This window comes from Pantoea sp. GW821-FHT03E06 (genome assembly GCF_059420725.1).
The window spans coordinates 4,094,103-4,114,573 of sequence record NZ_JBWKUG010000001.1 but is presented as its reverse complement, the minus strand read 5'-3'; the positions used below and the strand labels follow the sequence as shown (position 1 = coordinate 4,114,573).

Annotated in this window: 22 protein-coding genes; 5 read left to right on the top strand and 17 right to left on the bottom strand. The window is 49.2% G+C overall.

Annotated features, from left to right (window positions below):
- Positions 1-206: 206 nt before the first annotated feature.
- Entirely contained in the window at positions 207-1,976 is a 1,770-nt protein-coding gene (gene ligB, locus AC07WB_RS19250; RefSeq protein WP_494941030.1) for an NAD-dependent DNA ligase LigB, read from the top strand.
- On the opposite strand, the gene AC07WB_RS19245 is transcribed toward ligB, so the two are convergent.
- A complete protein-coding gene (locus AC07WB_RS19245) occupies positions 1,890-2,507 on the bottom strand; it encodes a trimeric intracellular cation channel family protein (protein WP_345827691.1) in 618 nt (205 codons plus the stop codon). The two genes, ligB and AC07WB_RS19245, sit on opposite strands and share 87 nt — an antisense overlap.
- Before the next feature lie 157 nt (positions 2,508-2,664).
- Between AC07WB_RS19245 and AC07WB_RS19240 the strand changes: the two genes are divergently transcribed.
- Positions 2,665-3,552 carry a response regulator transcription factor gene (locus tag AC07WB_RS19240; RefSeq protein WP_494941029.1) on the top strand — a complete coding sequence of 296 codons (888 nt, stop codon included), beginning with the start codon at positions 2,665-2,667 and terminating at the stop codon, positions 3,550-3,552.
- Positions 3,553-3,632: 80 nt separating this feature from the next.
- On the opposite strand, the gene AC07WB_RS19235 is transcribed toward AC07WB_RS19240, so the two are convergent.
- From AC07WB_RS19235 to lpxP, 5 genes are all read right to left on the bottom strand, one after another.
- A complete protein-coding gene (locus AC07WB_RS19235; protein ID WP_097097621.1) occupies positions 3,633-4,277 on the bottom strand; it encodes an oligosaccharide flippase family protein in 645 nt (214 codons plus the stop codon).
- 74 nt (positions 4,278-4,351) lie between these two features.
- Positions 4,352-4,618 carry a hypothetical protein gene (locus AC07WB_RS19230; protein ID WP_494941028.1) on the bottom strand — a complete coding sequence of 89 codons (267 nt, stop codon included), beginning with the start codon at positions 4,616-4,618 and terminating at the stop codon, positions 4,352-4,354.
- A gap of 435 nt (positions 4,619-5,053) precedes the next feature.
- On the bottom strand, positions 5,054-5,449 hold the full coding sequence (locus tag AC07WB_RS19225) for a polyketide cyclase (RefSeq protein ID WP_097095560.1): 396 nt from the start codon (positions 5,447-5,449) through the stop codon (positions 5,054-5,056).
- Positions 5,450-5,555: 106 nt separating this feature from the next.
- Complete coding sequence (locus AC07WB_RS19220) at positions 5,556-6,698, bottom strand: alanine racemase (RefSeq protein ID WP_494941027.1); 1,143 nt, start codon at positions 6,696-6,698, stop codon at positions 5,556-5,558.
- Positions 6,699-6,774: 76 nt separating this feature from the next.
- On the bottom strand, positions 6,775-7,698 hold the full coding sequence (gene lpxP, locus AC07WB_RS19215) for a kdo(2)-lipid IV(A) palmitoleoyltransferase (RefSeq protein ID WP_097095562.1): 924 nt from the start codon (positions 7,696-7,698) through the stop codon (positions 6,775-6,777).
- 899 nt (positions 7,699-8,597) lie between these two features.
- Between lpxP and AC07WB_RS19210 the strand changes: the two genes are divergently transcribed.
- Positions 8,598-9,068 carry a fimbrial protein gene (locus AC07WB_RS19210; RefSeq protein ID WP_494941026.1) on the top strand — a complete coding sequence of 157 codons (471 nt, stop codon included), beginning with the start codon at positions 8,598-8,600 and terminating at the stop codon, positions 9,066-9,068.
- A gap of 334 nt (positions 9,069-9,402) precedes the next feature.
- Here the strand turns inward: AC07WB_RS19210 and AC07WB_RS19205 are convergent, their stop codons facing one another.
- From AC07WB_RS19205 to AC07WB_RS19170, 8 genes are all read right to left on the bottom strand, one after another.
- Positions 9,403-10,242: an MrpH family fimbial adhesin gene (locus AC07WB_RS19205; protein WP_494941025.1), complete on the bottom strand. Its 840-nt coding sequence runs from the start codon at positions 10,240-10,242 to the stop codon at positions 9,403-9,405.
- Complete coding sequence (locus AC07WB_RS19200) at positions 10,242-10,775, bottom strand: fimbrial protein (RefSeq protein WP_494941024.1); 534 nt, start codon at positions 10,773-10,775, stop codon at positions 10,242-10,244. The genes AC07WB_RS19205 and AC07WB_RS19200 overlap by 1 nt, the downstream gene beginning before the upstream one ends.
- A 2-nt stretch (positions 10,776-10,777) precedes the next feature.
- Positions 10,778-11,254 (bottom strand): fimbrial protein, encoded by a 477-nt coding sequence (locus tag AC07WB_RS19195; RefSeq protein WP_494941023.1) that lies wholly within the window; start codon positions 11,252-11,254, stop codon positions 10,778-10,780.
- 2 nt (positions 11,255-11,256) lie between these two features.
- Positions 11,257-11,754 (bottom strand): fimbrial protein, encoded by a 498-nt coding sequence (locus AC07WB_RS19190; protein WP_494941022.1) that lies wholly within the window; start codon positions 11,752-11,754, stop codon positions 11,257-11,259.
- A gap of 9 nt (positions 11,755-11,763) precedes the next feature.
- Positions 11,764-12,246: a fimbrial protein gene (locus AC07WB_RS19185; protein WP_494941021.1), complete on the bottom strand. Its 483-nt coding sequence runs from the start codon at positions 12,244-12,246 to the stop codon at positions 11,764-11,766.
- 4 nt (positions 12,247-12,250) lie between these two features.
- The gene (locus AC07WB_RS19180) at positions 12,251-13,000 is read right to left on the bottom strand and encodes a fimbria/pilus periplasmic chaperone (protein WP_494941020.1); all 750 of its coding nucleotides are present in this window, start codon (positions 12,998-13,000) and stop codon (positions 12,251-12,253) included.
- Between the two features lie 50 nt (positions 13,001-13,050).
- On the bottom strand, positions 13,051-15,549 hold the full coding sequence (locus AC07WB_RS19175) for an outer membrane usher protein (protein WP_494941019.1): 2,499 nt from the start codon (positions 15,547-15,549) through the stop codon (positions 13,051-13,053).
- A 101-nt stretch (positions 15,550-15,650) separates the two neighbouring features.
- The gene (locus AC07WB_RS19170; RefSeq protein WP_494941018.1) at positions 15,651-16,208 is read right to left on the bottom strand and encodes a fimbrial protein; all 558 of its coding nucleotides are present in this window, start codon (positions 16,206-16,208) and stop codon (positions 15,651-15,653) included.
- Between the two features lie 609 nt (positions 16,209-16,817).
- On the opposite strand from AC07WB_RS19170, the gene AC07WB_RS19165 reads away from it, so the two are divergent.
- On the top strand, positions 16,818-17,669 hold the full coding sequence (locus AC07WB_RS19165; protein WP_494941017.1) for a winged helix-turn-helix domain-containing protein: 852 nt from the start codon (positions 16,818-16,820) through the stop codon (positions 17,667-17,669).
- Complete coding sequence (locus AC07WB_RS19160) at positions 17,666-18,181, top strand: hypothetical protein (RefSeq protein ID WP_345827713.1); 516 nt, start codon at positions 17,666-17,668, stop codon at positions 18,179-18,181. Before AC07WB_RS19165 ends, AC07WB_RS19160 begins: the two co-directional genes overlap by 4 nt.
- 490 nt (positions 18,182-18,671) lie before the next feature.
- Here the strand turns inward: AC07WB_RS19160 and AC07WB_RS19155 are convergent, their stop codons facing one another.
- The 3 genes from AC07WB_RS19155 to AC07WB_RS19145 form a co-directional block, all read right to left on the bottom strand.
- Positions 18,672-19,136: a DUF943 family protein gene (locus AC07WB_RS19155; protein ID WP_494941016.1), complete on the bottom strand. Its 465-nt coding sequence runs from the start codon at positions 19,134-19,136 to the stop codon at positions 18,672-18,674.
- Positions 19,123-19,251 (bottom strand): DUF3289 family protein, encoded by a 129-nt coding sequence (locus tag AC07WB_RS19150; RefSeq protein ID WP_494941015.1) that lies wholly within the window; start codon positions 19,249-19,251, stop codon positions 19,123-19,125. Before AC07WB_RS19150 ends, AC07WB_RS19155 begins: the two co-directional genes overlap by 14 nt.
- 249 nt (positions 19,252-19,500) lie before the next feature.
- Entirely contained in the window at positions 19,501-20,364 is an 864-nt protein-coding gene (locus AC07WB_RS19145; RefSeq protein ID WP_097095575.1) for a YicC/YloC family endoribonuclease, read from the bottom strand.
- Between the last annotated feature and the right edge of the window lie 107 nt (positions 20,365-20,471).

Here is a 20,471-nt window from a genome sequence, read left to right as displayed (position 1 = left end):
TTCCTGCACAGTATACACGGCTTGGGGAGGTGGCGCAGCGTTTGCCGCTTGGCTGAGGCAATTCTTTTTTCTGTGAAGCCGCGCCAGAGGCTGATGTAGCAAGCTGCAATCCGGATGAAAAGCCTGGAATCTGTCTCCAGCGCATCGCTTTTGCCGCTGGTAAAAGATCGTCCAGCGCTCTCCAATAACGAAAAAGGAGAGCGAAGATGAAAGGATGTCTGAGTCTACTAGGTTGCTTATTCAGTATCGGTTGCTGGGCCGAAGCGCTGTGTCCGAACTGGTCGCCGGTGCGTGCCAGCCAGGAGATAACGCAGCTGCAAACCCAGCTACGCCAATGGGATGATGCCTACTATCGGCAAGGCATCAATCAGATAACTGATGCGGATTACGACAGCCTGCAGCAGCGATTACAGCAGTGGCAGCGCTGCTTCATCCCCGCTCAGCCCGCTTACGATGCGCAGCTCAGCACCGATGGCAGCACGCATCATCCTGTGGCGCACACTGGTGTGCGCAAACTGCGCGACAAGCTCGCGGTGGCGTACTGGATGCAGGACAAATCTGCACTGTGGTTGCAGCCTAAAGTTGATGGCGTTGCCGTCACGCTGGTGTATCGGCAAGGTAAGTTGGTGTCATTAATCAGCCGCGGCGATGGCTTACGTGGAGAAGAGTGGCGCGCCAAAGCCGAGCACATTCCTGCCATTCCCAAGAGCATCGCGACCTTACTCGAAGAAGTGGTGCTGCAAGGTGAGCTGTTTCTGCAAATGACCGATCATCAACAGGCGCGCGACGGAGGGAAAAATGCCCGTGCTCAGGTTGCTGGCGCCATGATGCGACATGACAACAGCCCGCTGCTGGCACAACTGGGCATTTTTATCTGGGCGTGGCCAGACGGCCCGGCGTTGATGCCTGAGCGGCTAACACAGCTGGCGCAGTGGGGATTTGGTCTGGCGCAGAGCTGGAGTCGTCAGGTGAGTAATGAAGAGGAAGTAGCAGTATGGCGCGATCGCTGGTTCCGTGAATCGCTGCCGTTTGTCACCGACGGCGTCGTGATCCATCAATCCCCTGTCAGCGCAGGTCGCGATTGGCAACCCGGGCAGGGCAGCTGGTCAGCGGCGTGGAAATACCAGCCGGCGGAAGTCAGCAGCGAGGTGCTGTCAGTAGATTTTAATGTCGGGCGTACCGGCAAAGTGGCCGTTGTGCTTAACCTGATTCCGGTGCAGTTAGAAGATAAAACCGTACGCCGGGTCAATCTTGGCTCACTGCGACGCTGGCGGGAGCTGGACGTTATTGCGGGCGATCAGGTAACCCTTACGCTGGCAGGTTTAGGCATTCCCCGGCTGGAGCGCGTGATCTGGCGAGTGGCGCAGCGCGACTATCCGGCATCGCCGCAGAAAGGCGAATTCGATCATTTAAGCTGCCTGCAAATTAGCGCAACCTGCCGGGCACAGTTTCTTTCACGGCTCAGTTGGCTGAGCCAGAAATCGGTGCTGAATATTGCGGGCGTGCAGCGCAGTACCTGGCAGCGCTTGCTGGATAACGGTGCAATTACGCATCTCTTCTCCTGGCTGATGTTAACGCCCGATCAAATCGCGCAGGCCAACGGTATTACGTCCGCTCGTGCCCAGCTTATCTGGCATCGCTTTAACCTTACGCGCCAACAGCCGCTGCGGCGCTGGGTGAATGCGTTGGGAATACCGCTGCCGCGCACGGCGCTACAGGCATTGCCGGATTCCCAATGGTCGCAGCTATTGTCGCGAACGGCAGAGAGCTGGCAGCAGTTGCCAGGCGTCGGCACGATTTTGGCACAGCGCATCGTGACGATGCTGCAGGATGCAGACCTGCAGCAGTTGATTCACTTTTTGCAGCAGCAGGATATTCCTGCTGCGAACTCAGTGTTCAGGGTGGGGATAGTTGAAAATCGGCAAACCGAGGCGGAAACGCAGCGCCAGCAAACGGGCAAAGAAGCCGAACAGTAGCGTGATGATCACTACCGCCTCGTGGGGCAGCGGGGTTTTCAATAGCAGAATGTAGATCCAGCCAGAGGCGAACGCGATGCCGGCATACAGCTCTTTCTGGAACACCAGTGGAATGCGATTACAAAACATATCGCGTAGCACGCCGCCAAAGACGCCAGTGATGACCGCGGCGATGGCGGCAATAATCGATGCGTGGCCTGAATCGAGCGCCACCTGTGCACCAATAATTGAAAACACCACCAGACCTAGCGCATCGAGTACCAGAAAGACTTTGCGCAGGTGCGTCATTAGCGGGGCAACAAAGGTCGTCACTACAGCGGCGGCGGCCACAATCATGATGTATTCCGGATGCTTCACCCAGCCCAGTGGATAGTGGCCCAGCAGGATATCGCGCACCGATCCGCCACCAATGGCGGTGACCGAGGCAATGATGATCACGCCAAACAGATCCATTTTACGACGTCCCGCCGCCAGTGCGCCGGTCATGGCTTCGGCAGTAATACCAATAATATAGAGAACGGTTAATAACATAGAGCACTCCAACAGATTGGCGGCAAGGCTAAAGATTTCCCAGAGTGTAAACCACTGAGATTTTCTAAAGAAAGTGTCGTCGGATTAGCCATTTTGATGGCATGCATGCTAACAGGCCTAGCTGGCGTGATAAATCGGGATTTTGTGCGAATCAGGCATGAGTAAAAATGATGCGAAGAGGGCTAAAACTCGCCTTCTTAAGTTCCATTCTGTTTGTGTCGTACCTGATTATTGCCTGCTAACCAGGCTTTTCTCTCTCCGGCCCGTTGTAGGGTGCGCATTGAATGTGCACCGGGCAGAAGCACGCACGATGCGGCTTAACTTATCAGCATTAAGCAACTATTGGACAGGCATGAAAAAGCGTAACGAAGACATTCTCCTTTTCTCTTCTGACAAACTGGCAGCATTAGGGCTGGAGAGTCTTTTGACCTCGTTACCGGTTGCCAGCAAGATTCATCAAGTGTGGTCGCTCAGCACGATAATCGCCCAGTGCGAGACGCTCAGGCCGCGGCTGCTGGTGTGCATCTTTCATGAAAACATGCCGCTGGCCGGTACGTTAAAGTTATTTTATGGCCTGCAGCAGCAGTTCCCCGACATGCAAATACTGGTGCTAACCCAGCGTCTATTACCGCTGATGCATGGACTCAGTCGTTATCTGCCTACGCTCAGCGTGCTGGATTTAAAATCATCGCGGCAAAAGCTTATCCGAAGCCTGAAGGCGTGCATGAACAGGCAGAGCCCGGTTCATTTAGTGGAAGGTGTTGACGTTCTGCTGCCGGATCGACAATTGCGCGTGCTGCTGATGATTGCCTGGGGTTACAGTACAGAGCACATTGGCACGTGCTTAGGGCTCAGCCATAAAACGGTCAATGCACATAAGCTCATTGCGCTGTCACGACTGCAAATCAAAAGTAAGAACGATATGGTCGATCTCTTCATGGTGATTGATGAATTACGCATGCTGACGAGTTGGTTACACTTGCAGCACAGCGACAACGCAGGCGAAGCCATCGTTCCGTTAGAGGACGTATTGCTGGAAGCGTAAAAAGAAAAAAGCGTGCTGGTAACCAGCACGCGAACGCATCTTCTCAGATGCCCAGAGCCCACCATACAGACTTGTTTTTATTATCCGTTTCTTGCTCGCACATTGGCGAAACTTTTCAGGCTAAAACGGTATTCTGGCTGGAACCAGGAACGACCGTAATAGCAGTAGATCAGCATTCTGATGGATACCATGGCGAGGTAGCCCCAGATTGCGCACAACACCGAAGGTGTTAGCCACACGGTAAACAGTGTGATACCCAGCCCTGCTAACACAGAAGCGGTTTCCGTGAAGGCAATGCGTGAAAATTGATTTTCCCGTTGCAATATGGCGCGATAATGCTGTCCTTGCGGAATAATAATGAATATCACCGAAATCATCTCGAGCATAATCGCCATTTCGGGTTGATTCATAATACGACTGGAAATATCGCTACCAATAAACAGTGCGGCAAAAATGGCCATTCCGCATAATACATTGCCCCAATATAAAATCGAGAGATCGCTATTATTCAGGCTTTTATTTCTGATAATGGCATTGCCAAAACCTCGATCCGCCAACGTATCAATAACCAATAGCATTACAATCGCGATGGCGAGTAAATTCAACTCATTTGCCTGAAGTATTTGTGCCAAAAGTGAAAGCTGCAAAACACCAATGCCGACAATTTTAATCGATGACAACACTGACCACTTAGCGTTGGTCAGATTTCTTTCTCTTATCGCCATACCCTGCTCTTTATGGTACATGTACCAGTGCAATGAAGGGGTTACCCGAGCCACAGGCTCGGGCACAGATCACATTAATGCAGCGATTCCTGGCGCAATCCTGAAATACCTTTCAGATTCAGCCATGTATAGATGCACTCAATTAAGTGATGTTCTGATTTTAAAAAGATGCCCCTGGCGCATAATGTTTTTTTTGTCTTAATGGTATCACCTCCGGTGCGGAGGAGATCCATAAGATCATTATAAAATCCCTTTGAGTTTATATATTCCCCGGCCAGCATCCTCCTGGCAATCTCAACAAATTCTTTTTCTGATAACAAAGGATAGGTTGAGCGATCCATGTTATTTCCCTGCTGTTGTTATTATGGGTATTGCTGTGTGTGGAAGAGTTATACCGTGTTTTAATTAAATTAACACCATCAGAAAACTCCTATAAATGGACTGCAGAAATAAATGGTTTCATAATATGCATCAGAATATATAAGGCGAGTGATGTGCCATTTATTAGTCTTTTACGCCTTTCAGCATCGATTAATGAAGCCACATCAACTGAATGGACAAAAAACTTCGATAAATCAGAGGCACTCAGCATTTTATCGCAAAGCCCCACCAGGAATTTTCCCGGTGAGGAAGCTTAAGCAGCATTGTTGATTAACACATTGATGAGTGAAGATTTCGCCAAAACAGTTAAACGCTACTGTGCAAAAAAGAAACCACTTTTTATTAATTAATTCCAGCGCAAGTTACAGAGAAGGAGTTTGCATAATGCATTGATTCTAATGAGTTAACAGATGCAGCAGTTGTTCGAGATCGCGTTTTACCCAGGCAACATCCTGCGCAAACTTCTCGTCGGACATCAGCGGCTGGCGGTAAACCACCATCACAACCTCGGCGCCTTGCTCATTAGCAATCACCCGCATCGGCATATAAATCTCTTTGCCGCTGCCGGTATCAATCCAGTGATCCATCACGCCAAACGGGTTATGCGGCGTAAAACGAATCTTTACCGTGCCTTCGGGACCTTTGGCCTTCCAGCTGTTTCCTTCCTGCGTCAGCGTGCTGCTACTGAGCCCGCTTGCCCATTTGGCAAAGCACTCGGGTTTCCAGATGGTTTCATACAAATCTAACCAGTTGCGTGGAACGGTCAGTGTGACTGTCTGTGATGGCAGCATGGAACCTCCTGATGTGAGACAGCCATTAAAGCACGGTGATACCGGGCAGAAAATTGCCCGGTAGTGGAAGTGTGGGTTAACAGCGGTTTCCGTGAAAATGCTGTAATCAAATAAACTTGCCGCGCCCCTGAATATCCCGCTCTTGCGCTGTTCCGTCTGCTGCACGCAGGACAAAGCGATCGGACTGTGCAACCACGGCGCAGCTGTGATTAGGGAAAATACGCAGCAACGCACCAACAGGCGGAGCCTGATCGCCGTATTGCAGGAAGCCATGCTCTTCCGACAGCTTCAGCACCTCATAGTGGTTACCTTGCTCATCCACCGCGATGCCAAATCCGCTGGCATTGGTGCCGTGTGGTCCTTTGTCGGAGCTGAGCATCTTGGAACCGGCATCGATGATGGCAAAGTGTGGATTCACCGCCACCACGCGCGTGATCACGCTCAGCGCCAGCGCATCCGGCGAGCACAAACCCAGCCGCCAGGCGGTGAGATCCAATAGCGCGTAATTACCGGGACGAATTTCATCGCTGCCTGACGCCACGGGTGCCGCCAACGCCGTTGGGGTGGAACCCACTGAAATCGGGCAGGGCGTAAAGCCGGCTTCGGCCAGGCGTTGCTGCACATCGCGCATCAGGGCGATTTCCTGCAATGCGACTTCTGCAATGGCCGTAGGATTGCCCGCACCATAAGCGTGACCGGCATGGGATACCAACCCGGCAAAGGGCAGGCCTGCGTTTTTAAGGCGCTGAGCCAGCGTGGTAGCCATCTCGCTGTGGGGATCAACGCCGATGCGATGCAATCCCACATCCACCTTGATCGCCACCGCCAGTGAGCAATCGGGTTGGCGCTGATGTGCCGCCGCGATCGCCGTAACGCCCATCTCGCCATCCACGATGCAGGTAATGCGCGCCTGATGCTCTGCCGCCACCGCCAGCAGTTCCGCCAGCGTGTAGGCGTGCACAATGGGATAAGCCAGCAGCAGATCGCGTTCACCTGCCAAAATAAAGGCTATGCCTTCACTCGGCTTCGATACGGTAATGCCGCGCGCGCCAAGCGCACGTTGTTGCCCGGCAATCCAGACGCTTTTATGGGTTTTAATATGGGGACGTAGCGCGACGCCCGCGGCATCGGCTTTTTGCTGCATCAGCTGCAGATTACGCTGCAGGCGCGGTGCATCAATTTCGAGATAAGGTGTGAGTCGGTCGGCAATTAAAGGCCGCAACCAGCCAGCTGTAATATTCTGTTCCATCAAGATAGTCCGCAGGTGATTATTCCGTGCGGACTATCATTCATTAATGAGGGGCAGAATACCAGCCGAGAGCAGATTAGATATACAGTGAGGCTTCGCCCGGTGGACGAGTTTTAAAGCGGCGATGCAGCCACAGATATTGATCGGGAGCGCGCAGGATTTCTTTCTCAATCACTCTGTTCATATAAGCCGCTGCTGCTGCTTCATCTTCGTACGGATAATTCTCCAGCTCTGGCTGAATGATCAGCTGATAACCGCTTTTATCCGCATTACGAATCAGCACGATGGTCAGCATGGCCGGCTTAGCCAGACGCGACAGTACAAAGGTACCGTTGGTGGTGGCGGCTTGCTTCACGGCAAACAGCGGCGCAAACACGCTGCCCTTTGGGCCGTAATCTTGATCCGGCGCGAACCATACCGCTTCGCCCTGTTTCAGCGCATGTACCATGCCGCGCAAATCGCGACGATCAATCATCGCCTTATTAGAACGCATACGACCTTTGGTTTGCGCCCACTCCATCGCCTGATTGTTGTGCGGGCGATACATCGCCATCATCGGCTGGCACAGTCCGGTAATACGGCCGCCCAGCTCGAGTGACATAAAATGCACGCCGATCACCATCACACCGCGCTGGTGGCTCTGCGCATTCTGCAGGTTGGCGATGCCGTTCACCTGGAACAGGCGACGCACGCGCGCATCGGACCAGAACCAGGCGATGCCGGTTTCAGCCAGCGCCATGCCCAGCGATGCGAAGTTACCGGCAATCATCAACTCTTTATCTTCCTCATTAATGTTCGGGAAGCAGAGTTCGATGTTGCGGCGGGTAATGCGCTCACGGCGCTTAAGGAAGTGTCGTGACAGCTTGCCGGCAGAAGCGCCAAGCCGTATCAAAGCAGGATAAGGAAGCTGCACCAGCAGCCATAACACACCCAGCCCAAACCAGGTCAACCAGTAGCGGGGATGGAGCAGTTTTGAGCGGAACTTACCAGTTTTCTTCATGGCGCCTTCAGTGAAAAAGTGAATGTATCGCGCAAGAAGCATTTCCCTGGAATCCTGATGCGGTACAACTGTATTGAATACGACCAGTACTTTAGCAAATAGTGCCTTCAAAGTTATGTAAACTCTGCAATCTTTAGGATTGAGAGGTTTCATTGAATGAGGGCTTAAGTTTAGCGTGCAACGTTTTTAGGTACGCTAATCTGTTTGCTAAACAATGAATTAGGTTGATGCATTGATGCTTTTCTATCCATTTCTCGCCGCATTTTCAGTCAGAAAATGACATGGATGCACATACACGCTTTCACATTCTTTACATTGAAAAAACCACAATATCGTCTAAAGCGCTGATGCGACGTTTCGACGGAAGGCCTTAACAAGCCTGGGAAGGGTATGGTTTGTGATCTTCATCACAATTTACAGTGTAGTGCAGTAAGCCGTATTCGTATAGCGATCAATAACCGCTCTGGTTTCTCCTGGTGCTGATTTATTTCACCATCGGTTGCTGATGAAATTGAGCGGTGTGAAAAATAGCATGGGCAGCTATATTAATATAGGCATGCATTACTTGTTTTTATTTTCCCATACGAACTTGTTGCCACCGTATTAATATTAAAACGAAAAGTAAGCGATGAGATTTTTTGGGCGGTAATAATGGCTATATTGATCTAACCTACCAATATTTAAGACATTTCTTGCGTTGCGGGTTAATAGTGAGTTTTATTGCGCTAGAACATAAAATTGCCGCGTTAAAAACAGCAGAATGCGCTCCCTCTTTAAGACGTGTCCTGGCATTACTTATTCATGATGTCCGCTATTGTTAGCGCATATCATCACGCATGGTTGAAACCATTAAATTAGCGTGCCTGGAAATTGATTGATTATTTGGCAAGGAATTTAAAATGAAAATTAATGTGATTAAATCGGTGGCAATGATGGCGTTATTTACTTTTTCTTCTTCATTAATGGCAGCGATTGATAGCGGACGCGTCACTATTCGTGGCCAGATTGTTGAGGGCGACGAACCCTGCAAAATCGTTCACCAGAACAGCGACCAGGCGATTGAGCTTTCCAATGCTAAGGCCATCAAGTTTTCCCTCAAGGTTAACCAGTGCGCGCATGAAACCCTGGAAAACATCACGGCGACCTTTACCGGCCCTGAGACCGAAGAGAGTTTACTGGCGCTCTCTGACGATGCTGCGGTAATGCTGCAGCACAGCAACGGTAAAGTGATTAAAATGCGTAATACGCCGGAACCGCAGCTGGTGTTGAGTAAAAATAATACGCTGGATTTTACCGCGACGTTGAAGGGTTCTATTGATGCGGTGCAGTCCAGTTCTGCGATGAGTCAGTTAACGCTGGCCTACGAATAAATAAAGAACTGGTATTCTTATGCATCAGCAGGTATTTATCTGCCTGGAAGTTAAATGACTTCATATAGTGATATTGCCGGATAGGCCAGTGTGGAAGAGTATAGAAGGTGCTGACAGTCCCGCATGGAACATATTAATCCTATGCTAGATAATAATATATTCAAAGCTGCCCATATCTCTGCCGGTCATAACATTTAGCGCGAAGATATTTTTATCAGGTATGGGTTTTACCTGCTTAAATTGGAACCATAAAATGATGAATAAAAGAAAGATATCTCGTCATTGATGGCGAGATATCAGGGATAGTTGTTAATTTTTATATTTATTTTATACCTTACTCCATAGATACCGTGATTACTCCGGAACCATGGAATGGACCTTCCTCTACTTCACCACTTTTTATTAGCCTGGATTTTATGTTGACCGCGTAAGGTGTATTCGCCTTGACATCTGCTAATATTCCCTTATCAGCTTCCTGGTCCGAAATAAGAAGCTGTGACTTTAGCGAACCATTAGTTTTCAACGTGATATATTTATTACCAGCTTCGCCAAAGGCATATAAATTTAGTTTGGTGTTTTTATTACAGGTTAACCATAAGTTTGACTCTGCTTCGTTATTATCAATCTCATTAGTCGAGAGTATTCCATGTTCCAAATTAGTGTTGCCAGTAAAAGTACAGATTAAGTCTTCTGGAGGGCTGGTTTTACATGCCACGTTGGGTAAGGGATCACCTGTGCGACCATAATTAGCGTAGTAGCCCATGGTTATGCAACTCTTAAGATAATTATCCTTATCACCTGCAATATAATAAACTTCTACGTATTTAGGTAATGAATATTTTTTTTTAAAAGCTTTACCTGCCTCTCCAATGGTTTTATAGCTACGAGCTGGAAATTCCATATTTTGGGAAGCCATTTGACCACCTTCTTGGGGTTTAGCTTGGTAAGAATAAAAACAGTCTTCGACAGACTGGTAGCAAGGATTAGGTGTATTATCATCTTCATCCCAAGAGTCAATATAGCCTTTAAGGTTTACTCGTGAGGAGGTTTTAGAGACTGAGGTGACATGCATTAATATTGTTGCGAACGAAAAATGTGGTGTAATTAAAGTTAATATAATAATAAAAGAATGAAAATAAAATTTCATAAATTTACTGCCAGTTTTAAATTTCATTATTGATAATCCAGATGAAATGTCGCTAACGTGAATAATGATCCGGGAAAAATCTTCCTTTGCGCTATCGCTTCCCGTTCGGCAGATACGAATGCTTTTAAATTAATGATATTGTCGCCAGGTTTTAAGGCGATAAAATCGAGCTTTTCAAAAATTGGCATGAAGATATTTTCAGCTGTTTCTATGCCAATAGCCACACCTTGCGCTCCGTTGCCGTTATCGTACTGCACTGCCAGATAATCTGGTTGCAATGGATCTTTACTGCCTTCAAACCAAATGGTTACTTCTTTACCTAGCGAAAGATCGCAATTGAGTAAATGCACGGCAAAGGGGGTGCCTGGTGAACGTTGATAGCTGTAAAGGTATTTAACGATAACTGAACCCACATCAATCTCAATTTCCTTGTCTTTCGGATCCAGCACACAAGGCGTCTCTACAAGGGTGCCACTAAAATTGACATCAGTATCGGCGACTGCAAACCTTACTGCTGTCAGCAGCATCAAACACAAAATAATAGCGGTTGCGGTTTTCATCATTACTCCAGAACAATCTGCAACGTCACCTTACTATGGAAATCACCGCCGTTAAGCTGACTGCCCACGTCTTTAACCGGTACGGCTGCAAACTCAAGTAACCGATCGTTATCCAGCGGCAGCGTTTCATTAATAAGGACGGGTTTATCATTCTTTAATAGCCGGATACCCAGATCGTCGATGTTAGTCATAATGGCGCTTGGGTCAAAATCTGTTGGCTTTCCTAAAAATTTCAAATGCAGAAGTTTACCCGGTGGATCGGTGCAAATAATTTCCAGTTCTAATTTCTGCCGATAATTCACGCCATCCACCAAATTAACGCCCACGGCATCACCAAAGCTAACATCTACCGGCTTTTCGTTATTAATTTTGCAGCTCAGTGCCAGCAGCGTACCTTTCATATTCATCGGGACTGCTGCCTGGATGCGAAGAGGTAAGGCGAGGAGGATTAATACCCATAGCAAAATATGCCGGTTCATCATTACTCCGGTTCCAACGTTAAGGTGGCCGTTGCTTCGAATTTACCGCCTATTAATCTGGCTTTCGGTGCTTTTACCGGTGCGACCGCCAGGGTAATGGAGTCCGAAGGCTTATAATAATAGGGTTTATTCAGCTCCATCGGCTTGACGCCCGAGCCAGGGCTCTCTTCATACATAAAGCGGATGCCCAGGTTTTCAATATTGGTTTTAACCGCAGTATTTTCAAAGCCTGATTCCGTACCCTTAACGGTGAACTTTAAGCGGCCGGTATACTGCGTGCCGCAATCAATTTGCAAATACATACTTTGCGCGTAGCGCGTTCCATCTAACGCTTCTGCGACCACTTCGTCACCGAAGTTGATATCTCGCTTTTCGGCGTCACCGATTTTGCATTCGAGATTAATTAAGGTGCCGCGCAGCGTCAGCTCGGTATTAGACCAAACCGACTTTGCAACCAACAGGCTAAGGGCGAGAATGAAAGACAAGTGCCGTATCTGCATGATGTTTCCTTATTGAATACCTAGCACCAGGGTGACGTTGACCTTAAATTCCCCGGCCGTGGGCATACTTGCAGGATCTTTGACCGGCACCGCTTTAAGCTCAATGGGTACGTTTTTATTGATGGCATTTGGCTGGTTGAGTGGTACCACCGCACCACCGCGAGTAAACCGAATGGCCAACTCGCTTTTGTTGCTGGCAGCGGCATTTTCATCAAATCCCGCTGCCATGCCTTTTATGGTTAAAGTGAGGTCACCTGTGAATTTTTCGCAGGAGATGTCTGTAGGCACATCACGTTCATAGTGCACGCCATCAATGGACTGAATGACAATATCGCCAAACTCAATAACTCTGGCTTGGTTGTCATTAATTTTACAGGGATGAGCAATGATCGTTCCCGAGACGTTAACCGGCATTGAAGGCAATGCGTCGGCGCCAGTTGCTGCCTTTGAACCTAACAAGGCAACTGCGAGCAGAGCCATCCACCCTTTCATCACGCTACTCACTTTTACCCACGCTGCATTTTCCAGCGGCGCAGTTGAAGGTCAACGTTGGACGGCCGCCGTAGTCGTTGATGTAGACCAGTACCGGATGCGTACCTAACGCGGCAGCGCTAACGCCCAGCGTGGCGCTGCCTTTCGGTTCCAGCATCAGCGGCTTAAAATCGTTGTCACTCTTCAAGGCGTCTTTACTGCGGGCGGCGCCGACCAGCGTGACGTAATAAGGTGTGGGATTCGTCACCGTATAGCCATCGCCTTGCTGGCTCAGCATCAGCTGGGTTTGCCACGGCGTAGCCGACTCGCTGGTGACGCTGATGGATGCCGGACGATAGAACAGCTTGATGCGGGTTTGCAGCGCAATCTGCAGCACGTTCTGTTTTTCGCTGCGCGGTGGAATCTCACGCAGGTTGAAGTAGAACAGGCTTTCACGATCCTGCGGCAACAGCGTTTTTGTCACCGGCAGCGCCTGGATTTTGATGGCGCCTTTCTGCCCCGGTTCCACACGCTGTACCGGCGGCAGCACCAGCAGCGGCGAGTTCACTTTTTTGCCCTGCGCATCTTCCAGCCAGCTCTGCGCCAGATAAGGCAAACTTTTATTTTCGTTGCTGATGCTGAGGCTGATCGAGCGTTCACTGCCGTTATAAATAACGCGGGTGCGGTCCATGGCGATGGCGGCCAGAGCCTGATGGGTGATAAGCGTGCCGATCAGCAGCGAGGCCCAGGCAATAAAACGGCGGTTAACAAGCATAGTTTCTATCTCATTCAGAAGAGTTAATGACGCAGTCGCGTCATCGGGTGTTAATCATTGCTGTCGATACACGGCAGCAGTAAGTGGTTTTCACCGGTCGGATCTTCAGGCAGTACCTCTGGCAGCGTGATGGTGCATTGCGTTGCACCGCTCCAGCGCACGGCCATCTTCACGCCAGGATTGACGCCGCTCAGCCATACGTTGCCGCTGTCGCTGACGATGCCGGTTTCACGCTCGTTATTGAGGACGCTGGCGCCAAACGGTGGGAAACTGCCGTCTGCGCGACGAATCACCGCCATCAGTTTTTGCCCGGTGATTACGCCAAATTTGCGGTAACCAATGGCGCCTTCGGTGAGCGTAAACTGGGCCACCGGACGTTCTGCTTCCACGTTATCGGCCAGGTTATTGAGATCAATGCCGGCCTGGTTGCGGTAATAGCTGCTGACGTCGGTAATTACCGCTTTGCCAAACAGATTGGTGTGCGTGGAGGCGGAACCTCCGCCCTGCACCGGCACGCCGCTGACGCCTTCGGTATCCACCATCAATCGCGTACCGCCTGCCATGTTAGTACGGTGCAGCGCCGCACCCTGCGTGGTGGCCGTGGCGCCTCCTTGCACAGACAGACCAGCAGAACGATAGGAGCCCGCTTTGTAACTGGCGCTGGTATTGATTTGCGCAATATCGCCAGTCCGCGTGTAGTAGCCGCTGAACGTTGGGGCTTCGCCGCTGCTGGTACTGGTACTAACCTGATAGGTATTGCGTTCATCAAGTCGCTGATACCAGCCAGCATTCTGCGAGGAACCGGCGCTGCCACTTTGTGCGCTGTAGTTGATAGAGGCGGCACTGCCGAGGGGAATATTAAGACTAAGGTAGAGGGTGTCGTCAGTTTTGCCGCGCACTTCGTTGCGGTAAGCAGATAAGTTGACGCTCATGTTCTTAATGCTGCCAATATCAAAATAGCGCGCCAGCGACATATTCCAGCGGCCGGTGGCGGGGCGATTCCAGTAGGTTTGATAGTAGTAATTGAGATAGGCACTGATTCCTAGTGAGCGGAACTGCTTATTGAGCGTTACAGAATAGGTCTGTTTGTCGCTGCCGCGCGCATAGAGGCGATTGCCATATCGGATCTCATCCAGGTAGCGGCTTATGGTCATGTAGTTACGTTCAGAAAAACGATAGCCAGCGAAGGTCACCTGCGTGTCGTACTCTTCAAAGCGTTTGGAGTAGTTAACGCTGTAAGAGCTGCCAACTTGCTTACCCGTGCGGGGTAGCGCAGCGTGTGACTGCGTGGCGTTGAACGAGATAGCACCGAATGCCAGTAAATCTCGACCTACTCCGAGCGAATAGGCATTGAATTTACCGGCGGTCATCACGCCGCCTAGCAGTGACCAGCCGTTGCTGATACCCCAGGAGAACTCCCCGGTATGCATCAACGAACCGTGCGGCTTGAACTGGCTATCGGTGGGTTGTCCAGAAGAAACTTTGTAGCGAACCTGACCGGGACGACTTAAATAGGGAATGGTGGCGGTATCGACCTGAAATTGCTGCACCGACCCATCCTGCTCCTCAACGCGAACGTCAAGAGTGCCGCTGGTCGCTTCATTTAAATCCTGAATCAGAAATGGCCCTGGCGCGACCTGGCTTTCATACAACACCCGCCCAAGTTGGCTGATGGTAACTTTGGCATTAGTTTTCGCTACCCCGCCGACCTCCGGCGCATAGCCACGAAGATTGGGCGGCAGTTGACTGTCATCTGAGATGACGCTTGCCCCGACAAAGGGCACGCTACCGAAAATATCGGTAGTCAGATAGTTTTGCCCTAGCAACAGTTTGGCGCGCCAGGCTTTAATTGCCCGATAGGCGTAATATTGATTCCAGCTGAGTTCATGTGTTGTGCCGTGCTGGTTACGGTTGTACTGACCCTGCCAGTCAGCACGTAATCGCCATGGGCCTAAATTGGCTCCGGCTAAACCATTACCGCTGACGTTGGTGCTTTCGCTACTCTGCTGTGCACTGGTGTAATTCAGGTTCACGTTGTAGTCGAACAGTACCCCCGGGATGCCATCATCCCAACGTGAAGGGGGATCCCAGTCCGTCGCTTGATATTCAAGGTAGGCTTGGGGGACGCTGATAGTGAGTACGGAGCTCGCCAAATCACCCCGTGCCGTAGTGCCTGGAAGGTCGGTGAGGTTAGCGCACTGCCCCTGATGCCAGTAGCTGATCTTCTCCAGGGAGCGTGGCTTTAAACCCAGCTGCTGCATCAGTTCGGGCGGCATACAGGCCACACTATCTTTAGGATCATCATCGGGAGGTAAAAAGGTAATTGGCATGGCAGGGAGGTCAGATTTATTTATCCTGACTACCATGTCGTATTGACCGGGCATAATAAAACCAGCACGCGCGAACTGTGACATGTCGATATTTTCACGATCGCTAACGTCAAGATTATCGAGATTAAATTCAACCTCTTGTGCCTGCGTCTCGCAGGGATTGAATAAAGCTAAAGAAATAGCCAGTGCCAGCGGTGTAATTACCGTCCTGGTTAGCATTATTCTTTTTATAGGATATTTCATTAGCATTATTATATTTTTGAAAACTGAATAAAAAGGCATGCACTAATGCGCATACCTTTGTTACACAGCAAGCCGAATTAAGGGTAAACCAGGTTGAAGTCAACTACGCTCTGGAATGAACCTGGAAGGATGCCCGCGAAAACACTTTCTCCATCTTCAGGTGGAGTAACAGGGTCACCCTGCAAGAAAGCTGAGAATCCTAGGGTGTTGCTGCCATTCTGGATTGTAACTTCAGTTGGCGTGTTCAGCTTAATGAGCTCACCACTACCATTGGTTAAGCCAATACTGGCACCTTCTGCGGAACCGGTCATACCGATCAAGCCAGGATTTCCTTTAGACTCCATACCGCCAAAGGTGATTTGAACTTTGGTTTTACCTGCTTCCAGCTCACAGTTTTCCAGTTTGATACTGAACGCCTGTGGGTTAGATTTGCCACTGTCTTTCAGCTGTGCACTTGAAATTTCGCCCAAGTTAACAGTCTGATCTTGGTTTTCAGGGGTAATAGAACAAGGCGCCTCAATGATGGAACCTTTAATTGTTACGGTACCGTGGCCCTGATCTTCAACGGCATTTGCAGCACCGGCTGCCATCACTAAACCAAAACCCATTGCAACCATGATCTTATTCAACTTCATTTTCGATTTCCTATATGTACGCGAATTAACGCGGATATGTTCAATGCAAAGCTGTATGGAATAGTTAAAGGCGTGCTCCTGATAACTGACTTAAGCCAATATTGCATTGATGTTTTTTAACCCTTCGCTAAGCAACGTATAACGGCCTGCTGAAGTTGGGCCGATTATCAATAAGCGGTATCAGGCTGTCAAAAATGCGCCTGTGAAGCGGTGAAAAGAAGTTAACTCATTGTGCTATAAAGGATTTCATATAAAACGGGTTAATGGTTTGTTTATTATTTGCTAAGGAAGGTGGCGACCTTCAATTTCTTAATGACAAAAATTTAAGAACAGTCTCGAATAAGCCGCTTTTTGGCTTTCAATATTATCATTCATCTAAATCAGTCATTATTTTGCATAAGTTTTCATCCGCTTCATCGCTAATTAATAATGATTAATAAAAGACGCAGAGCCTGTTTAAGCGTAACGGGGGTGAAGGGTAAAAAAAAGTGCTGATTTTTGTTGAAAAAGGATCGTTTTCAATAGGTTAGCTGAGCGTTATGAATCGCAATGTATCGCTTTCATAGCGGCATTTATTTATGAGTGGCGGTATTTTCACGGGAAATCGAGATGTCTGTTTACATCATTGAAAGCAAGGTTGCCTTTAATACGGATATGCCGTCGTTAGCGGGCTTAGGCAGCGCGCAGCCTAACATCCCCATCAGCGCAGCAGCGGCACGTTGCCTGGTGGCATTAATTGAATCAGCGGGTGAGCCAGTGAGTCGCGAACAGTTAATTTATGCCGGATGGGGCGCAATGGGACACATTGTCAGTGAAAACAGCTTAAATCAGGCGGTGACCCAACTGCGCAAAGTGCTGAAAGAGCTGGAGCTGAACGGCGAGTTGATCATGACGGTTCCGCGGCTGGGCTATAAGATCTCGCGCATGTTCAGCATTGAATGCGCGGGAGTCACGACGTCGACAGATTTGTCAGAAACCAGCGCCATGGCCGAGGAGGACGAAACTCATGACATGACAAAATCATCACGCCAGGAACGCTATCGTGCGGCGCCTTCCCGCCAGCCAACATCGCGTCTGATGGGGCGCATGCGCCTTGCTTTGCTATCAGCCATTGTCGTGCTTGCCAGTTTTTCCCTGTTCTGGGTCATCAATAAAAGCACCGTACAGCAGATTTTCACCCAATATCACACCGTGCATTATCTGCCGCTGGTGACGCGTTTTAACCAGCTGCAGGTCTTCTATAACCAGAGTATCGATACGCAAAATGACTATCTTGCGAATGCCCTTAAGCAGCTAGAGAGTGATGAGTGGTTTCATCGCATACTCGAGGGCGAGGTGCATTTCATCTATATCAACGGCTCCTACAACCCTGATGTTTTTAGCTATTTTCTCTGTCGCGAGGAGATACAGCAGCACGCGAAGGGTTGCGAAGCTTACACCTCTATCCAGGAAGGAACATGATGCATAAGCGAGTCTGGCTGCTGGGGATTACCCTTTTTATCGCGCTTGCGCCGTGGATCGTTGAACGGGTTTATACCCTTTCGGTGATCAGCTATCCGTATCATTGCGAATCACGCTTTGGCTTTAAATACATCAGTGCAACGGGCGAAGCAGCGGTGGCTTCTGAAGGCAGCATGCAGCTAACGTATTATCAGAGCGGAAATGGCGTGGGAACGTATGTTGGGCACCTTTTTCACCTGGATGGACAAGGTAAGGTGTTGAAGAAGCAATCCATTCATCGCGCCATGGAGTTCTCATATCAACTGTTACCGGGCATGCTCAAATCCACCACTCTCACTTCGAGCCGTATTCAGGGAGATGAAATCAGCGATGCCGATGCGGAAAAATATGTCTATCCCGGCTTCAAAGTGGGCCACACCTCGTTTGGCATGATCGTTAAAATCAATCGCGGAGGTTATGCCGCAGGGAGCAGCCAGTTCCCGCGCGCCATGTGCTCTACGTTGGATAAGTGAGAACCTGTCAGATATAGCGCGCACGAACAGTAGCGGCGCAATTTATTGCGCAATGCTTGTCAGTTAAGGTTAATCGGTCGCCATGAATGGCTCCCCTACATCTATTTAGCTGGTTTTTCGTAGGGTGCGCATTCATGCGCACCTGCATATAAACATAATTTATTGCGCGATAAATCGCGCCGCTACGGAATATATGCTTATCTGAGCGACATTAGGCCGTTGGGCCTGGATAAAGCAACACAGCGCGTTGACTACGTTGTATTCAATCAATACCGAAAAATCGCTTTTATTTGCGGTGAACTTCAACGACCGTTCCGTTATTGTTTAATCGATAGTCGCCACCATTAGTTCGTCATAAATGGCATGAAGCTAAAAACGTCTTATATAGCGTGAAAATAAAAAATTACACGCTGTGTGAACTGATCCCTTTGGTTTGAGGCAGGATTACCCGGCTGCAGCGTTGTCTTCTTTTTTTGAGAGACTGACAAATTTAATCAGATCTTCTTTTTATTATTTCACCAGCATCATTTATGAAATATCTTCCACTGTCACCTGTAAATGAAATGCCCATATTTCGGCTATTGTTTACAGAAAATGTTTTATTTTTATCAATGCAATTTTCCTGCGTTTTCATATCCTCAAAACATCGCCTGTCATACTTGCCTTCTGTTTTATAGCTATTACTAAATAACCAGAAGTTTATGGAGAAAAAACCATCGGGCCCAGGGTTGGGAATGTTATATTTATTTTTTAACATATCTTTATTTTTTAGCCACCATGCTATTTTTCCTTTATCAGTTAGCGGGAATGTCCTTACTAAAACATCACTAAATTCACCATCCTGATGAACCGCAACAATTTCTACCGAGCGCTGAGATAGCCAGAAGACATAAGATGTCAGAATAGCTGAAAGCAGTATCAGTACCCACAGAAGCCTTTTTTTACTGGCTTTCATTACGGGCTCCAGTAATCACAACATACCGGTAAGGGCAGCACATATCGCTGGTGCCGTAATCGTCCATTTGTTTTTGCGTGGTAAATATTGTGCAGGGAAATTGCAGTGCGGCCATCGTTTTACACTCCTTGTGTATTCAATCGTCCTATATGGTCTCCAGTGCAATTCATACGTAGAGACGTGCAGAAGTATATAAACTGCTTGCTTTCTGTTCGCCCTCGTTTGGTTGATTTTGAGTAAGGAGTCACAGTGAAATATTTTCAGGATGCCTGATTTGCTCTATCCATCCTGGATGGCGTGCAAATAAAAAAAGCCCGCGCTGGGCGAGCTTTTTAGCTTTCGGCTAATTCATGCCACAGCAGTGTTACTCGATATTCTGAATCTGCTCGCGCATCTGTTCGATCAGCACCTTCAACTCAATCGCTGATGCGGTGATCTCGGCGTTGATAGACTTCGACGCCAGCGTGTTCGATTCACGGTTAAATTCCTGCATCATGAAATCGAGGCGGCGGCCAACGGCTTCTTTCTTCTTCAGGATGTTGTAGGTCTCTTTAACGTGCGCATCCAGACGATCCAGCTCTTCCGCCACATCAATACGCTGAGCCATCATCACCAGCTCTTGCTCCAGGCGATTATTTTCCAGCTGTACTTCGGCTTCTGCCAGTTTGGTCACCAGGCGCTCGCGCTGCCATTTGATCACTTCCGGCATCTGCGCGCGCACTTTGCTGACTTCTTGCGATACGCCTTCCAGGCGCTGTTCTATCATCGCTTTCAGCGCGGTGCCTTCACTTTCGCGCGCTTCGATAAAATCATCTAATGCGCCATCCAGCGCTACCAGCAGTTCGGCGTTAATCGCATCCAGATCTTGCTCCTGCGCGGACATCACGCCAGGCCAGCGCAGAATATCCAGCGGGTTGATCGCGCCCTCATCGCTTTGCATTTTTACCCAGTTGGCGGCCTGCACCAGCTGTTTGGCCAGCGATTCATTCAGCTGTAATTCGCCTTGCGCACTGGCATCGGCGTCGTAGCGCAGGTAGCACTCAATTTTACCGCGCGTCAAACGGTTGCGGATGCGCTCGCGGATTACCGGCTCCAGACCACGAAATTGTTCCGGCAGACGGATGTAGGTTTCCAGATAGCGCTGGTTAACAGAACGAAGTTCCCACGCGGCGCTGCCCCAGTGGCCTTTGGCTTCGCGGCGGGCGTAAGCGGTCATACTGCGGATCATAGTCGTCTTCTCATTTTCAGAAATGTTGGGTGAAGTATAGCGAGGCCGGCTCGAGGCTAACAGGCATAAGCGCACTTAAGCTTGAATAACAAAATATTACCGCTTTT

What these genes read in the sequence shown, in the direction of transcription:
- AC07WB_RS19165 (WP_494941017.1), top strand. Translation starts at nt 16,818, where the DNA reads ATGTCTGTTTACATCATTGAAAGCAAGGTTGCCTTTAATACGGATATG.
- AC07WB_RS19210 (WP_494941026.1), top strand. Translation starts at nt 8,598, where the DNA reads ATGAAAATTAATGTGATTAAATCGGTGGCAATGATGGCGTTATTTACT.
- AC07WB_RS19185 (WP_494941021.1), bottom strand. Translation starts at nt 12,246, where the DNA reads ATGAAAGGGTGGATGGCTCTGCTCGCAGTTGCCTTGTTAGGTTCAAAG.
- AC07WB_RS19235 (WP_097097621.1), bottom strand. Translation starts at nt 4,277, where the DNA reads ATGGCGATAAGAGAAAGAAATCTGACCAACGCTAAGTGGTCAGTGTTG.
- AC07WB_RS19150 (WP_494941015.1), bottom strand. Translation starts at nt 19,251, where the DNA reads ATGGCCGCACTGCAATTTCCCTGCACAATATTTACCACGCAAAAACAA.
- AC07WB_RS19195 (WP_494941023.1), bottom strand. Translation starts at nt 11,254, where the DNA reads ATGAACCGGCATATTTTGCTATGGGTATTAATCCTCCTCGCCTTACCT.
- AC07WB_RS19180 (WP_494941020.1), bottom strand. Translation starts at nt 13,000, where the DNA reads ATGCTTGTTAACCGCCGTTTTATTGCCTGGGCCTCGCTGCTGATCGGC.
- AC07WB_RS19240 (WP_494941029.1), top strand. Translation starts at nt 2,665, where the DNA reads ATGAGTAAAAATGATGCGAAGAGGGCTAAAACTCGCCTTCTTAAGTTC.
- AC07WB_RS19170 (WP_494941018.1), bottom strand. Translation starts at nt 16,208, where the DNA reads ATGAAGTTGAATAAGATCATGGTTGCAATGGGTTTTGGTTTAGTGATG.
- AC07WB_RS19200 (WP_494941024.1), bottom strand. Translation starts at nt 10,775, where the DNA reads ATGAAAACCGCAACCGCTATTATTTTGTGTTTGATGCTGCTGACAGCA.
- AC07WB_RS19155 (WP_494941016.1), bottom strand. Translation starts at nt 19,136, where the DNA reads ATGAAAGCCAGTAAAAAAAGGCTTCTGTGGGTACTGATACTGCTTTCA.
- AC07WB_RS19175 (WP_494941019.1), bottom strand. Translation starts at nt 15,549, where the DNA reads ATGCTAACCAGGACGGTAATTACACCGCTGGCACTGGCTATTTCTTTA.
- AC07WB_RS19190 (WP_494941022.1), bottom strand. Translation starts at nt 11,754, where the DNA reads ATGCAGATACGGCACTTGTCTTTCATTCTCGCCCTTAGCCTGTTGGTT.
- AC07WB_RS19220 (WP_494941027.1), bottom strand. Translation starts at nt 6,698, where the DNA reads ATGGAACAGAATATTACAGCTGGCTGGTTGCGGCCTTTAATTGCCGAC.
- AC07WB_RS19230 (WP_494941028.1), bottom strand. Translation starts at nt 4,618, where the DNA reads ATGGATCGCTCAACCTATCCTTTGTTATCAGAAAAAGAATTTGTTGAG.
- AC07WB_RS19160 (WP_345827713.1), top strand. Translation starts at nt 17,666, where the DNA reads ATGATGCATAAGCGAGTCTGGCTGCTGGGGATTACCCTTTTTATCGCG.
- lpxP (WP_097095562.1), bottom strand. Translation starts at nt 7,698, where the DNA reads ATGAAGAAAACTGGTAAGTTCCGCTCAAAACTGCTCCATCCCCGCTAC.
- AC07WB_RS19225 (WP_097095560.1), bottom strand. Translation starts at nt 5,449, where the DNA reads ATGCTGCCATCACAGACAGTCACACTGACCGTTCCACGCAACTGGTTA.
- AC07WB_RS19245 (WP_345827691.1), bottom strand. Translation starts at nt 2,507, where the DNA reads ATGTTATTAACCGTTCTCTATATTATTGGTATTACTGCCGAAGCCATG.
- AC07WB_RS19205 (WP_494941025.1), bottom strand. Translation starts at nt 10,242, where the DNA reads ATGAAATTTAAAACTGGCAGTAAATTTATGAAATTTTATTTTCATTCT.
- AC07WB_RS19145 (WP_097095575.1), bottom strand. Translation starts at nt 20,364, where the DNA reads ATGATCCGCAGTATGACCGCTTACGCCCGCCGCGAAGCCAAAGGCCAC.
- ligB (WP_494941030.1), top strand. Translation starts at nt 207, where the DNA reads ATGAAAGGATGTCTGAGTCTACTAGGTTGCTTATTCAGTATCGGTTGC.